This is a genomic window from Anaerocolumna cellulosilytica (assembly GCF_014218335.1).
GTDB lineage: Bacteria > Bacillota > Clostridia > Lachnospirales > Lachnospiraceae > Anaerocolumna > Anaerocolumna cellulosilytica.
Genome location: NZ_AP023367.1, coordinates 2,737,136 through 2,751,592 on the forward strand (window position 1 = coordinate 2,737,136; position 14,457 = coordinate 2,751,592).

Sequence of the window (14,457 nt, forward strand, 5' to 3'; positions counted from 1 at the left end):
TACAATATGTCGGTATAAAGAGTATGCTGTGTAAAATTAATTTTCAAGATAGGAGAATGATAAGATGAACGAGACAATCAAAATCATATTAAACAGAAGAAGCATCCGCAAGTATAAAAATGAACAGATTAAAGATGAGGAACTGCAAATGATACTGGAAGCTGGAAAATACGCTCCTTGTGGCTTGAATCAACAATCTACATACTTTACTGTAGTACAAAATGAAAAGATGCTAAAAAAAATTAATGATGTGTGCAAGCAAGTCTACCTCAGTTCAGGGATTAAAGTTTTTGAGGATCGAGCAAAGGCTGATAATTTTTGTGTATATCATGGTGCTCCGACGTTTGTTATAGCATGTGGTGAAAAGGAGGTAGCCGCTTATCTTAATAACGGCAGTGTGGCGCTAGAAAACATGTTGATTGCTGCTGAATCAATAGGAATTGGTTCATGTTGGATTCATGCATTGACCATGATTTTCCAGACAGAGGAAGGACAAACATTGAAAAACGAATTAGGAATCCCAGACAATCATGTCTTTGTCGGCGCAGCAGCTTTTGGATATAAAGACATGCCACAGCCATCTCCGGCTCCAAGAAAGGAAGGAACAGTAAATATTATTCGTTAAATAATCTTTAGTAGATAAAGTAAATATTTACTGCTGGTTATAAGGCATAGATTATTGGAGGTACCTATGATTGCGAGAATTGTAAAAATAAAATGTATTACAGGAATGGAAGATCAATTAATCAGGGTAGGTAAGAATAAATTGGTTTCACTAAATGTTAAAGCTGGCTGTATCGAAGTACATTTCCTAGAGCCGAACCATGAGGATGACAACCCACATTTTGGTGTTATTAGTTTATGGAAAAATCAACAATCGCTTAATTCCCTAAGAAATAATAAAGAATACCGTTCGTTACAAAGTGAATTAGCACCACTGATTGATTTGATAACAGAAGAAATATATACCATATCTGATTAAGGATAAGCGGATTAATCAGTTATCTGACAATACAAAAGTAATAAAGGAGATTATAAAAATGACACAGATTTATCCAAATCTATATCAGTTCACAGATGTTGTTGAGCCAATTAAACTTTCTATGCACCAATACTTGCTTTTAACGGATGAGCCAATCCTTATTCAAACAGGCTCTGTAACACAAGCTCAAGCCATGTTACCTAAGATTAAGGAGTTACTAGGTGACTGCTCACTCAAATATATTTTAATTTCTCATTTTGAAGCAGATGAGTGCGGAGGTCTGTCACTGATTATAAAAGAGTATCCAAATGCAATTGCTGTTTGTTCGGAAGTGACTGCAAGGCAAATCTTAGGGTTTGGAATTGCAGCAAATGTTGAAATTAAAAAACCGGGAGACTTCTTCACCGGAAGTAACTTTGACTTTGAAATAATTAGTTATCCCTCTGAGGTGCATATATGGGAAGGCCTTCTGTTCATGGAAAAGAAGAACAGAATTTTTTTCAGCAGCGATTTGATGTTTGGAATGGGAGAAAACCATGGACAAGTTCTAGAAACCAGTTGGGACGATGCGGTGGGTGTCAGTGGCGCAGAGTCTCTTCCCACCCTTGATATGCAAAAGAAGTTGATTGCTGATTTGAAAACACTTAGTCCTGTGTTTGTAGCATCTGGACATGGACCTTGTATCAAGATCGTGTAAGCAGCAGAATGCAGAATAGCAACAAGAGTCTTTCCTGAAATATAGAATGTTTTAAGTTTAATAGCCCTTCTGGATTAAAGACAGCAAGACTACGGGTAAACTTCACGAACCTAAAACGATAAGTTTGGAGATTTGACTCGGGCTGAATAAGTAGATTGGCGCATACTGTCATGTTTGTCAAACCACCTGGACTTTTCTACTGAATTTCAGTGGCTTTCAGTCAATATTTACCAGTCGACAGTATTAAAACATGGTACACTAAAATAGGGATAATGCTTGAGGAAGATCCGAATATCAGAGATAAAAAAATGATAAAACTACAGAAGACCATTGAAAAGTATACCCTTCCATATCGGAAATGCAAAGGACGTGAAAGGGTATTTAAGAATTCTAACTAATATAGAAAGAATTAGGTAGGGGCTCCTTATTAGATGTAGGTATATATAATATTTTTTATAGTTCATTTATATTTGGCAAAACTCCTACAAATATCTGTAGTTATATATTTATCGGAGAAACTGGAGTAGATGAAAGCGCTTCCGTTATTTTATCTTGTAAAGATGGAGAGCAGGCATTACTTTATAGTGCTATAAACATTGATACCATAAAATCTGCCAATATTCTTGGAACGAAAGGGAGGATATGTCCCAAATTTTCAAGTGCAGATACTGCTCATATTCTTACTAATGGAGTTGAAGAAAAAATACACTTGTCTTTTGAGATAAACGATATGGAGTATCAGGTTAGAGAAGTATTAAAGTGCATGAATGAGGGGAAAATTCAAAGTGTAATTATGAGTTGGAACGATTCAATTGAAATAATGATAATAATGGATAGTGTAAGAAGCCAAATGAGATTCTCATAATTGTGGTATACGTTTTTTCACTGAAGAGAGCTGCCAGATTCGAATGAATAGGACTTTTTAACCTAAAAAAATAATAAATCATAAAATGCTAAAATAGCAGATAACCAAAAATCGCTGAACAATCAGAGGTTCGGTGTAACTGAGGTTTTGTATCACTACTATGAGTGATTTAGAAATGTATAAAGAGCCGTGTGTAAGGCCCGCATGCATGGTTATGTAAGAGGAAAAACCTCAGAAAACTAACTTCTGAGGTTTACCTACTCGATTCAATGGGTAAAGTCTTTAGAAGTCAATAGAAGACATCAAGGCTTTTGTTAATAAGTGAAATACCCGCGCAAATAATTACACGTAAAAACAAGTGAATGAACGATAGTAACATAAAAATTATATCGGATTAATCTAATTTACATGTTTCATCGGAACAATGCTCATCAGATGATGAGTCGGCTATATACGCTTTAGTCTTAATGTTGTCATAATCTTCTTTCCATGCATGTTGTAATATATCTAAAAATATTTTACTGGGCTGTGCTCCTGAAATAGTATATTTGCCATTCACAATGAAGAATGGGACACCTTGAATTCCGATTTTCAATCCCTCAGCTCTGTCAGCTTCAATATTCTCGTTATATTTGTCATTTTCTAAAACATCCAAAGCTTCGTCGGCATCAAGACCTATTTCACTTGAAAGTTGAGCAAGTGTTGCGTGGTCACCGATATTCAGTGAATCAGTAAAGTGAGCTTTCATAATACGCTCCATATATTCTTGAATCTTCCCTTTCTCTTTTGCATAATAAGAAAGACGAAGTGCGTCATATGAATTAGTAGGAATCATAGTATCTAATTGGTAATCTAAACCAACTGTTTTCGCTTTTTGTATAAGTTCATTGTTCAATGCTTTTGCTTCTTCAAATGGAATATTATGCTTAGTAGATAATATTTGATGAATATCCATTCCTGTATCTTTTTTCGCGTATGAATCTAATTGAAAACCTCGAAATACGACTTCTACCTCTTCTTTATGTTGAAACTGTTCAAGAGCTATTTCAAAGTGACGTTTGCCAATATAACAAAAAGGACAAACAAAATCTGACCAAATTTCTATTTTCATAGTTAAACACTCCTTTAATTTTATTCTATTTTGATTCGGATAAACAACAATTATTGTCATTATATTATTTATAATATTTGATAGTCTTAAGTTCAGCAGATTTATTCATATTTCAATCAAATAACGGTCTGTAATTTTGCTTTTAAGACAGCTTCTTTGTTTAACTACCTATGATTGGCATTGAATATTCGTAGGTTTTGTTGTTTAATTGTTCTACAATAAAAGCACCAATATCTTCTCTTGAAATATTAAAATTCATTTTTGTTTCACCGAAGCCTACTTTAACGTTACCCGTATATGATGTGTCTTTTGGAGCCATAAAGCGAACAATTGTCCAATTTAAATTAGATGTGGTAATAATATCTGCGATAGAAATTAGTTCTTTTTTAGCCGTCGGGAATAAGATTCCGGCTAGGAATCCTGGAACAACGGTGCTAAAGGACTTTTTATCTTTTTTAAAATGAACACTTGGAGTAGACCAATCAATGAGACGTTTAATTCCGTGTTCATTCATAGCTTTAAGAAGGTTTTTATGACCTTCAAGAGAATCCATATATTTATATCTTTTCATAGGAATACCAACGCACCAAATGACAGCATCACAATCGAATATAGCATTTTTTATATCGTTATAATTACTTATTTCACCTTGTATCGTGGTTAGATTTTCATGCTTGATTGTCAATTTTGATGGATTGCGAAGAAATGCTTTTACTTCATAACCTTTTTCTAGGGCATGTTGTGCGGCAAATTTACCGATGCCACCTGATGCACCAAATATTATAATTTTCATATAATTGCCTCCAATTCCATTTTTCTTTACATTCGTAATAATACTATGTATAATAATTATTGACAAGTACAATAATATTTGATAGATACTATTAAATATAATAGTAATGAGGTGTAGTGTGGAAAGAAAGTACGAAGATGATTATATAGAAAATTGTCCAGTAGCAAGCATACAGAAGATAATACATGGTAAATGGACCATGGTTATCGTATTTTTTTGAGCCAGGGTACTTTGAGATTTGGAGACTTAGTAGGAAAATGCCACAGGTGACACAGGCAAATCTAACAAAAGAGCTTCGAATGTTAGAAGAATACAGGGTTATTCACAGAGAAGTATATAAAGAAGTTCCCCCTAAAGTAGAATATTCATTAACGGAGTTAGGTGAGAAATTTTTGCCAGTATTAGAAGCTTTAGAAAAATGGGCAATTGAATATGAACAATATCAAAATAGTTGAACATGCTGATGAACTTTAAATTATAAATCCATTATTATTTTCTATTGCAAATACAACCTCAGGTATATCATTACCATTTAAATCAAGGATTGATGATATGGGGCAAATATTGCTTAGATAAGAATAAACAGCAAATATTTAAGCTTTCGCATAAATTTGCTGGAGACTTTTTAAACCCTATATGTTGTTGGGTATGAATTGATTAAAAAGAGCCTCAATGGGCTCTTTTTTTAGGTGATGCTTTGTTCATATGGGACTCTGTATCCGACACTGTGTTGGGTCAAATTCTGAATCGGATTTCTGGTCAGATTATAGACTTTCTTGGGAATTTCTCTGCTGACATGGGGGGAGGGGCGCAGAGTCGTTCGAAATGAGTCAGATTTCCGTTGAGGGTTTATACATAATTTCTGTTCCTCGCGGGTATATTGACGGCTTTATTAGCTGGTGCAAGCAGATTGCAGGTTTGTGCCTTACTGCTTTTTTGCAGGTCACTATCCTAATTTCCGGCATAATGATGATGAAGGATATTACTTTAACATTTTTTCATATTCGATTGCCCATATTTCTAGGGATTTCAGCACTGGTAAAAACTTCACACCCAACTCTGTTAATGAATATTCTACTTTAGGGGGAACTTCTTTATATACTTCTCTGTGAATAACCCTGTATTCTTCTAACATTCGAAGCTCTTTCGTTAGATTTGCCTGCGTTACCTGTGGCATTTTCCTACTAAGTTCACCAAATCTCAAAGTACCCTGGCTTAAAAAAAACACAATAACCATGGTCCACTTTCCACGGACTATCTTTTGCACACTTGATATTGGACAATTTTCTACATAATCTTCTTCAGACATTCTTCCCATATGCCACCTCATTACTATCACATTTTACAGTACCAATCAAATAATAGTGTACTTCTTAGTAATTATTATACATAGTATGATTCAAAAGTAAAGATAGAAGAATATAAAGTCTTTTATCACGGTTGCTCCTGAATTAATGGCAGAAATCTAAACTGGACGATGATTTTATGTCATTACTCAAGCTGGACTTGTGCATTGTTATCTTATTCTAGGGCAAAAAAAGCGATCTTAATTGATACTAGTTATGGATTTGAGGACATAAGGCCTTTCATTCGAAGTATAACGAGTTTGCCAGTTATGCTGGTATTGACTCATGGCAATCCTGACCACAGCTACGGAAGCGAATATTTTAGAGATACATGAATGTACCAGCCTGACTACGGTCAGATTATAGGCCTTGACACAAAAGAGGGAAGACAGTTCATCGCTGAGATGGGAGTAAATTTTCTGAGAAGAAAAAGCCTGAAGCCATGGAACATTTTAATAGCAAGGCATTCACTGAAAGGAGCCAGCTTCGAATCTTGACTCCACATTTTGTAAAGGACGGAGAATTTCAGCAGAATTATTAAAAGGATAAACCGTTTGACCGAGGGCCTTTAGACTGCGGATACCAGCATATCTACAAAACAGTTAATATCCAATACTCCGATAAGAGACTTGAGGAATTTTTAGGACACAAAGTGGTACGAATTGATTTATAATAAAAGATTATTTCTCAAAACTGTACCCAATGAGAGTGAGAAACTATGAATTAAAGATGAACCAAGTAAGGACAGGTTGACTAAAGTATAATAAAATACCTTAATTAGAAATTAATATTTAATGTAATTATGATTTTGTTGTATATTAATATACAAAATTGACTGAAATGGAGTGATTTATATGAATACCAATTTCTTAACGATATATGAAGTTTCAGATGTTTTAGCATCTGTTCGCGGATTTATCGCGAGTGGCTAATTAAAAGCTATAAAGGTAGGGAAACAATGGCGTATTACGTGAAAAGATTTGGAAGACTTTATGGGAAGAGGTTCAACCATGCATATAAAATATGATGAAGCAGCTATGGTGTGTAAAGTTTTCTTGTGGGGAAGTATAGAATATATCAATGAGATGCTATCGATAATAATTTTGTTAAATAAAGAGGATTCAGATGAAGTTAAAGCATGAAATATATAAATCAGATGCCGCAATAAATGAAATTATCTGTATGTATGATGAATTTATTAAGTAATATGAATGTTATTTACACATTCATATTACTTCAAAACGATATAATTCAGGAGGTTTATAATGAAAATAGTTGTTAATTAGTAAAAAGGAGTAGCATATGTTCAAAGCGGAAATAATTAACAACAATGTACAATCTACTTTGGATTTATTGGCTACCATATGGTATGAGTATGGTTGTCACGCAATGATTATCTACCTATAGCAGTAACTTTTCAAAAATCACTTGCCTGCCTCTTTCACTTCATTGCTTGTTTTCCTATACTGCAAGGGCGTAATTTTCATATTTTTCTTAAATACTCTGAAAAAGGAACGTTCATGCTCAAAGCCGCTTTTGTAAGCTATATTACTTATAGTCATATCCGTGTTTTTCAGTAGATTGATAGCGTATTCAATGCGAAGATGATTGATGTATTGGGTGAAGGTAGTGTGTAATTTTTGGTTGAATAGTCTTGATATATAATATTTTGTAACATGAAGCTTCTGTGCAAGTATATTAAGACTCAATTCATCAGTGATATGGCAATCAATATAGATTAAAAGTGAATGCAGTACGCTGTGATAATCGAAGACAGATGCCGGAATGAATCTTATCTTTTCCTGTATAAAGCTCATGTATAATGTAACATAGGAACGGATAATACGACTATTAGCATTGCTCATATGATAATATTCTGATTTTTTAATCGCATCTATACAATCAGCAGGTATATTTTTTATTAAAGGAGTTTCCGGAATGTACTTGTCAAGATAAGGTATAAACGCTGTGGCATATTCCGGTTCAAAAACCTGTACTATCAGCTCACAATCCCTTGATTGGCTAAAATTATGAAGCTGATAGGGGAATATTAGTGCCAGATCTCCACTTACAGCCTTATATGAAATATCCTCTATAGTGATAACACAATTACCTGTTAACACATACACAATCTCTATTTGATTGTGCAAATGCGGTGAAAACTCATAATCTGTAATATGATATCATGTAAAGGGCCATAGACGGTTCTGATAAGATGCTTTCATAATATTCCTCCATAAATATATCATACAATATGAAACAAGGCAGGTCAATATTTGTCACTTTTATTATATAACATGTCTTAAAAAATACAGGTAGATATGCTATCCTTATTATATCAAATCTGTATTGGAGGTTATATAAATGTGTAATAGTACTGTAATTGAAACACCTTTTTTGTGTACGAGAAATGACTTGCGGATTCGGGGAATGCAGTATTTGCCGAATGAAGAGGAAAAAAGTACAAACTATCCTGTAATTATTGTCAGTCATGGATTTACAGGTAATTATTTAGGCACAGCAGATTATTGTAGAGCATTTGCACAAATGGGATATGCTGCATTTAGCTTTAACTTCTGCGGTGGCGGTATTATGAATGAAGATACCAGTGTAAAAAGCGATGGTGAATCCACTAAGAACACAATTTTTACAGAGGTAGAGGACCTAATCGCCGTAAAAGACTACGTAAAAGAACTTCCATACATAGATAAAACAACACTTATCCTGGCAGGGGTTAGCCAGGGAGGACTTGTATCTGGCCTAACAGCTGCCAAATGTAAGGATGAAATTAAAAAGCTAATTATGATTTATCCGGCACTTTGCATACCAGACCATGCCAGAAGGGGCTGTCTTGGAGGCTCACAATATGATGTTAATGATGTACCTGCAATTATAGACTGTAATAGAACCCAATTAGGAAAAGTCTCTCATGACGCAGTAGTCTCTATGGATGTGTTTCTTGAATTAAGTGCCTATAAGGGACCGGTACTAATATTGCATGGGTTAGAAGATGAAATTGTTAATTACTCCTATGCTGTACGTGCCAAGGAAAACTATGAGAAAGGACAGTGCCACCTTCAACTTATTAGGAATGTTGGACATTACTTGAATGAGGAACAAACAGGAAGTGCAGTTGCTTCTATAAAGCAGTTCCTATTAGGACGCAAAGAGCTACTCACGATTCGTGTAATAATTACAAATATAGAAACGGAATCAAAAGGCGATTATCGAAAATCTATGATTTATTTTACCGGTTATTGTGACACAGAATATTTTCACGGAACTATCTTACCGGGAGGCTGTGATACACAGGATTATTACCTAGATAAGCTTATAGGGATAAGAGCGGATTATACCTTACAGGGTACCGATATAGAAGGCAAAAAATGCAATGTTCATATTATCAATCAAAACGTCAATGGAGAATGGAAACCGATAATAGAAACCGATAGTAAGAATCTTGCATGGTTTAACACTGCTGATTTAACAGCAGTTCTTGAACACAGCAATGAAGGACCAGTGGTAAGGATCTTTGGCTAGTTAATTAAACAAATACATCCGTCTACACAGTCACTAAACAACTTCGGAAACATCATGGTTATTGGTTAATTGACTTACCCCTATCTTGTTGAAATAATTTTTCCATCCTAATGGAAGCAACCTTTCTAAAAAATCCCTTATTTCTTGCTCTCACCTTTGCACATATGTTACAATAAGGTGACTGTTTATTTCAATCAATAGGTCTTAAATTAACTGATTCCAGATACATGTGTAAATAATACAAATGGAAGAACAAGTAATTACCTTTTCATTAGTAACAAATGCTTGCCTGGGGTCAGTTAATTCTCAGCAGTTGATGTAGACCTATTAAAAATCCCTAAAGCTGTAAGATTACATCCAACATGGGATAGGAGATATACATAGTATGTCATAGATTTTAGACTAGGATAGAAATAATAGATTTACTAAAAATTTTATGGAAGAGGTGCTTTCTTGGGATTTAGTATTACAAGTGAAAAAGATTTAAGTCGTGTTAAAAAACTATTTATTTTATTATCAATCCCTGTATTGTTTCTGGTATTTGGTATTGGTGCCGGTATTGCCAGTAAGGATTTTACAGACATATTATCTGGTCTGGTAGATATTAATTTGTCGCCGACTATATTAATAACCGACTTTATAAAAATCGGAGGTGTTGAAGCAACCTTTATAAATGTAGCAATCGTAGGACTTATTAATATTTATTTCATGTTTAAGTATCACTTAAAGATTAACGGGGTTCTGATTGCAGCATTTTTTACCGTTCTAGGTTTTTCATTTTTTGGTAAAAATATATACAATATTTTTCCAATATATCTTGGTGGCTATCTGTATACAAAATACCAAAAGATATCATTTAAAGATATCATTGTTGTTATTATGTTTGGTACTGCATTGGCTCCTATGATTAGTGAAATCAGTTTTTCGGGAATATTACATCCGGCTGCGGCTGTAAGTATTGCTATAATTACCGGAATCTTTATCGGATTTGTTATTGTTCCATTATCTTCACATATGCTCAGGTTTCACGATGGGTATAATCTATATAATATCGGATTTACCTCCGGTATTATTGGAACTGTGCTTACCAGTATTTTAAGGAGCTTTGGTATTACAGTACAACCCGTTCATATTATATCAGAACAAAACCACAGCATCATAGTTGTTATTGTCATTATTATTCTTATTGAGTTGCTTTTTCTAGGTTTAATTATCAATAGACGTGCTATCCTGGATTTGCCACAAATTTTTTCCTATAAAGGACGATTGGTTACAGACTTTACCCATTTAGTTGGCTATGGTGTAACCTTTATAAATATGTCCCTCATCGGTTTCCTTAGTTTAGCATATGTGCTGCTAATCGGTGGAATAGTTAACGGACCTGTATTAGCAGGTATTTTTACCGTTATTGGTTTTGGTGCCTTTGGAAAGCATCTTAAAAACTCCATTCCAATTGTTGTAGGCGTAATTGTTACTGCAATGTTTTTTGGGTATGAATTAAATTCCACAGGTATTATTATATCGGTTCTATTTTCAACAACATTAGCACCTATCGCTGGAAATTATGGAGCAATTGTAGGTTTTTTTGCAGGTGTTTTCCATATGATTCTTGTTACTAATGTAGGTGTGATTCATGGGGGAATTAATCTTTATAATAATGGATTTTCAGGAGGGCTAGTGGCAGGTTTATTAATTCCTGTAGTAGATGCCTTTCGGAAGGAGTAATAAAATGCAGCATGAAGAAAAGAAATTAACCCTTATCATTAATGAGCTTCTTACATTACTACTATTAAACGGAGCTGAAGAAATCGATGTTAATATTAAGCGTAAAGGAGATGCTTCAGAAATAACGATGATACACCGCCAGTGTAAGTATGATGCTAAGTTTATAGAAAAAATGAAATATAATCTGAATACCCAAAGACAAAGTGAGGTGGAAGGCTATTATTGGCAATTGGTCGGAGAAGATGATAGCAGTAATGAGTTACATTTGGTTGGTGCAATGATAGATACTGCTGAAGTTGATATGAAACAGAATGATTTGCATATTTTTTTGGTGAGAAAAAAATAGTATTTTACTAATAAAGTAATTGGTGATAAAACCTGTCAATTGTTTTATCACAATAAGTCAAAACAGTATGCATTTGGCAGTTACCGCACTTGTTGTCTTTACTACCATAGCCTCTGGTTTTTGCATTGCTATAGGTTATCGAAAAGTAGAAAAGACCCGGACATTAGTATTAAATACAAATGAATCAAACTTAGAATATATTGTAAAATACATGCACTAAAATCTATAATAAAGCCTTATTTTAGGCTTAAATAGTAGTAATAGCTTAGTTACAATACATACAATTCATGATATACTTTATCTATAATCTACCACAACATATTATTGTAATTAATTGGATTTTAAGTTATAGGAATCTAACATTTATAAATCTGCGAAAGAAAAAGGAGAAAAGTAATAAAAATGGATAAATATCATAATGTTATGGAAACCTTAGTAATTGAGAAGTTAGATGAAGTTTGGGCAACACTTGACTGCTGCAAATGCCAACGATGCCGAAATGATATTATTGCGTATGCATTAAATCAAATGATGCCAAAATACGTTGTAACAGAAGAGGGTGCCTTATATGCCAGAGTGTCCGCACTTTCTGCAGAATATGAACTAGAGATTATCAAGGCTATTGCGAATGCACTACGTATGATTACTGAACACCCAAATCATACGCTTGCATATTAATTACAGGAGGTGTACAATGTGTGGCAGATATTATGTAGATGATGAAACTTCCAGAGAAATCCGTAAGATTCTGGACTATCTGGATGAAAAATTTCAGAGAAAAACGGTAAAAACCGGTGAAATCTTTCCTTCCGATACAGTACCGATTCTATCGGCCTCTCATAAAAAGATAGAACCAGACATTTCAGCCTGGGGGTTCCCAGGATTTAATAATAAAGGAGTTCTAATCAATGCCAGAGCAGAAACTGTAATGGAAAAAAAGATGTTTCGAGACAGCGTTTTAAACAGGAGATGTGTGATTCCTGCCAATGGTTTCTATGAGTGGGACCGTAGTAAGAATAAATATTTTTTTCATAGACATGAGTCGGACATTCTATATATGGCTGGTATCTACAACTGTTATAGGAATGAACCCCGCTTTGTTATTCTAACAACAAATGCAAATAGTTCTATAGAAGAAATTCATAGTCGAATGCCGTTAATATTAGAACCCGATGAAATAGATACGTGGATTCTTGACACAACGCGTACAAGCCAAATTCTAGCCAAAATTCCACCCCAACTATCCAAAGCCTTATAAAAAAGCTTTTATTAAACTAAAAGCTTTTTTATAAGGTTTTATTATTTTATATTTTTTTTCATATATTTATTCCTTGCAACCCTCTGACAGAATTATACATATTTTTTTCAAAACTTGTTGACAAACAAATGTTTGGATAGTATAATAAATCTAACAAAACAAGTGTTCGTATCATATGTTCGATTTTCTAGGAGGTATCTCAATGATGAACTTAAAAAAATTAATCCGTACAAACCAATCGGTAAAGAAATTTTATAACATGATTAAGAAGAATTCTTTTATAATTTCTCTGTGCAGTTTGATTTTACTAGTTTTATTTATCTCATTTAGCGTAATCTCAACGACAGTAACCGCAGAAAAATCTTTTAATAAAGTTAAGCTCGTGACCTGCGTAAAAATAGAGAAAGGTGAATCTCTTTGGAGCATTGCAAGCCGTTACATATCTGAAGAATATAAAGATATGGAATCTTACATTAAGGAGATTAAGAAAAGTAACGGCCTTACTTCCGATGTTATACATGAAGGTAATTACATAACCATCCCTTACTATACCGCTAGACGGTAAGTTGATTTCCCAGAAACCCCTCTGTTACCCACCGAGGGGTTTCACATACAAGGTTTTACTTTACACATAAACATATGCGAGCAATACCTATCTACAATATTCATTATCAAGCCTAAGTCTTATAAATGAAATAAAAGAATTGCATATTAACCCCATAAGGGTTAGTATATAAGAATATACAATTAACTAAACTTTATGAGGTAATTTCTATGATACAACTAGATTATAGTGAAATGTTTCTTATTAAGGATTTCTTTAAAAATATGGACGATACTGTTATCCTTTCCTGCTTACAAGGTCATATGGGCAGAGCGTGGACAGATAATAAAACTACTCCCGGCGGAGCCTTAATCCAAACAGGTGACTTCTGCTTTCTGGCAGGTGATGTATCTTCCATAGGATTTAAAGATATTATTAGACATATGCCTGTTCTGACGGGTCTTAAAGAAGCTCTGGTCATTACAGACAATAAATATACTGCCGAACTCCTCATATCGGTACATGCTGATGTGGAAAAAATCAGTCGTTATGCTATCAAGAAAAACACTGCCGGTTTTCCGGTAGAGAAATTGAGAGCCTTTGTCCAAAATCTTCCGGATGATTTTAGTATTTCACCGATTACAGAAGAATGGTATGATGACGTTGTAAAAGAACCTTGGTCCAAAGATTTTGTATCAAATTTTCAATCCAAAGAAGATTTTTTTAAAAAAGGTATCGGACGAATTGTTATATATAAAGATAAAGTAGTGAGTGGTGCTTCCTCCTATACCGTTTATGATGATGGAATTGAAATAGAAATCGTAACCAATCAGAATTACCGCAGACTTGGTCTTGCAAGAGCAGCCGGAGCAGCCCTGCTTCTAGCCTGTATAGAAAAAGACTTATACCCCAGCTGGGATGCTGCTAATATGTCTTCAGTCAAGCTGGCGGAGCAATTAGGCTATGAATATTCCCATACCTATGATACTTATGTAGTAAGAGGCTAACCTTTGAGGTGGCCTCTTTTCTTATGAAAAAGCTTATTGCAGCAGATGATTCCTATTATATGTAAAACCATCCGTTAATGATACCTTTCTCCAATATCAAACAAAGAATATATGAACGCTTTTAGATTCATATCATATGATAATTGTAAGAGCTTTATGCCATCTTTGTTCAGTTATATTAATTACTAAGAGATATAAATGAGGGGTGACAGGAGCTTATATTAAAACATGATTTTTCACACA

General features: G+C 34.2%; 18 protein-coding genes and 1 pseudogene. 15 read left to right on the top strand and 4 right to left on the bottom strand.

Annotated elements, in window-relative coordinates:
• Nucleotides 1–64 precede the first annotated feature (64 nt).
• The 4 genes from acsn021_RS11145 to acsn021_RS23245 all read left to right on the top strand — a co-directional run bounded on the left by acsn021_RS11145 (nucleotide 65) and on the right by acsn021_RS23245 (nucleotide 2,544).
• The gene (locus acsn021_RS11145; RefSeq protein ID WP_184089517.1) at nucleotides 65–625 is read left to right on the top strand and encodes a nitroreductase family protein; all 561 of its coding nucleotides are present in this window, start codon (nucleotides 65–67) and stop codon (nucleotides 623–625) included.
• 66 nt (nucleotides 626–691) lie between these two features.
• Nucleotides 692–982: an antibiotic biosynthesis monooxygenase gene (locus acsn021_RS11150; protein WP_184089514.1), complete on the top strand. Its 291-nt coding sequence runs from the start codon at nucleotides 692–694 to the stop codon at nucleotides 980–982.
• 58 nt (nucleotides 983–1,040) lie between these two features.
• Nucleotides 1,041–1,679, top strand: a complete 639-nt coding sequence (locus acsn021_RS11155) for an oxygen-binding di-iron domain-containing protein (RefSeq protein WP_184089511.1) — start codon at nucleotides 1,041–1,043, stop codon at nucleotides 1,677–1,679.
• Nucleotides 1,680–2,145: 466 nt separating this feature from the next.
• Nucleotides 2,146–2,544 carry a hypothetical protein gene (locus acsn021_RS23245; protein ID WP_408626152.1) on the top strand — a complete coding sequence of 133 codons (399 nt, stop codon included), beginning with the start codon at nucleotides 2,146–2,148 and terminating at the stop codon, nucleotides 2,542–2,544.
• A 394-nt stretch (nucleotides 2,545–2,938) separates the two neighbouring features.
• On the opposite strand, the gene acsn021_RS11160 is transcribed toward acsn021_RS23245, so the two are convergent.
• Nucleotides 2,939–3,655: a DsbA family oxidoreductase gene (locus acsn021_RS11160; protein ID WP_184089508.1), complete on the bottom strand. Its 717-nt coding sequence runs from the start codon at nucleotides 3,653–3,655 to the stop codon at nucleotides 2,939–2,941.
• A 160-nt stretch (nucleotides 3,656–3,815) separates the two neighbouring features.
• Nucleotides 3,816–4,448, bottom strand: a complete 633-nt coding sequence (locus acsn021_RS11165) for an NAD(P)-dependent oxidoreductase (RefSeq protein WP_184089505.1) — start codon at nucleotides 4,446–4,448, stop codon at nucleotides 3,816–3,818.
• Between the two features lie 257 nt (nucleotides 4,449–4,705).
• Here acsn021_RS11165 and acsn021_RS23065 point away from each other — a divergent pair, with 257 nt between their 5' ends.
• From acsn021_RS23065 to acsn021_RS23155, 3 genes and pseudogenes are all read left to right on the top strand, one after another.
• Nucleotides 4,706–4,903, top strand: coding sequence for a winged helix-turn-helix transcriptional regulator (locus acsn021_RS23065; RefSeq protein WP_330601699.1), 198 nt, complete (start codon nucleotides 4,706–4,708; stop codon nucleotides 4,901–4,903).
• Nucleotides 4,904–5,175: 272 nt separating this feature from the next.
• Nucleotides 5,176–5,277, top strand: a complete 102-nt coding sequence (locus tag acsn021_RS23250) for a hypothetical protein (protein WP_408626153.1) — start codon at nucleotides 5,176–5,178, stop codon at nucleotides 5,275–5,277.
• Between the two features lie 2 nt (nucleotides 5,278–5,279).
• Nucleotides 5,280–5,438, top strand: a pseudogene (locus tag acsn021_RS23155) (conjugal transfer protein TrbL family protein); the annotation flags it as partial.
• On the opposite strand, the gene acsn021_RS11175 reads toward acsn021_RS23155, so the two are convergent.
• Nucleotides 5,431–5,766 (bottom strand): winged helix-turn-helix transcriptional regulator, encoded by a 336-nt coding sequence (locus acsn021_RS11175; RefSeq protein WP_184089502.1) that lies wholly within the window; start codon nucleotides 5,764–5,766, stop codon nucleotides 5,431–5,433. The pseudogene acsn021_RS23155 and the gene acsn021_RS11175 overlap by 8 nt on opposite strands.
• Before the next feature lie 1,020 nt (nucleotides 5,767–6,786).
• Here acsn021_RS11175 and acsn021_RS11180 point away from each other — a divergent pair.
• Nucleotides 6,787–6,936, top strand: coding sequence for a hypothetical protein (locus acsn021_RS11180; RefSeq protein WP_184089499.1), 150 nt, complete (start codon nucleotides 6,787–6,789; stop codon nucleotides 6,934–6,936).
• A gap of 282 nt (nucleotides 6,937–7,218) precedes the next feature.
• On the opposite strand, the gene acsn021_RS11185 is transcribed toward acsn021_RS11180, so the two are convergent.
• Complete coding sequence (locus acsn021_RS11185) at nucleotides 7,219–7,944, bottom strand: AraC family transcriptional regulator (protein WP_184089496.1); 726 nt, start codon at nucleotides 7,942–7,944, stop codon at nucleotides 7,219–7,221.
• 214 nt (nucleotides 7,945–8,158) lie between these two features.
• Here acsn021_RS11185 and acsn021_RS11190 point away from each other — a divergent pair, with 214 nt between their 5' ends.
• The 7 genes from acsn021_RS11190 to acsn021_RS11220 all read left to right on the top strand — a co-directional run bounded on the left by acsn021_RS11190 (nucleotide 8,159) and on the right by acsn021_RS11220 (nucleotide 14,214).
• Nucleotides 8,159–9,334, top strand: a complete 1,176-nt coding sequence (locus acsn021_RS11190; RefSeq protein WP_184089493.1) for an alpha/beta hydrolase family protein — start codon at nucleotides 8,159–8,161, stop codon at nucleotides 9,332–9,334.
• Between the two features lie 453 nt (nucleotides 9,335–9,787).
• Nucleotides 9,788–11,059, top strand: coding sequence for a DUF1576 domain-containing protein (locus acsn021_RS11195; RefSeq protein ID WP_184089491.1), 1,272 nt, complete (start codon nucleotides 9,788–9,790; stop codon nucleotides 11,057–11,059).
• Between the two features lie 4 nt (nucleotides 11,060–11,063).
• Entirely contained in the window at nucleotides 11,064–11,405 is a 342-nt protein-coding gene (locus acsn021_RS11200) for a hypothetical protein (RefSeq protein WP_184089488.1), read from the top strand.
• A gap of 402 nt (nucleotides 11,406–11,807) precedes the next feature.
• The gene (locus tag acsn021_RS11205) at nucleotides 11,808–12,083 is read left to right on the top strand and encodes a late competence development ComFB family protein (RefSeq protein ID WP_184089485.1); all 276 of its coding nucleotides are present in this window, start codon (nucleotides 11,808–11,810) and stop codon (nucleotides 12,081–12,083) included.
• Nucleotides 12,084–12,099: 16 nt separating this feature from the next.
• On the top strand, nucleotides 12,100–12,663 hold the full coding sequence (locus acsn021_RS11210; protein WP_184089482.1) for an SOS response-associated peptidase: 564 nt from the start codon (nucleotides 12,100–12,102) through the stop codon (nucleotides 12,661–12,663).
• 202 nt (nucleotides 12,664–12,865) lie between these two features.
• Nucleotides 12,866–13,228 carry a cell division suppressor protein YneA gene (gene yneA, locus acsn021_RS11215; protein ID WP_184089479.1) on the top strand — a complete coding sequence of 121 codons (363 nt, stop codon included), beginning with the start codon at nucleotides 12,866–12,868 and terminating at the stop codon, nucleotides 13,226–13,228.
• A gap of 209 nt (nucleotides 13,229–13,437) precedes the next feature.
• On the top strand, nucleotides 13,438–14,214 hold the full coding sequence (locus acsn021_RS11220) for a GNAT family N-acetyltransferase (protein WP_184089476.1): 777 nt from the start codon (nucleotides 13,438–13,440) through the stop codon (nucleotides 14,212–14,214).
• Nucleotides 14,215–14,457: the final 243 nt, after the last annotated feature.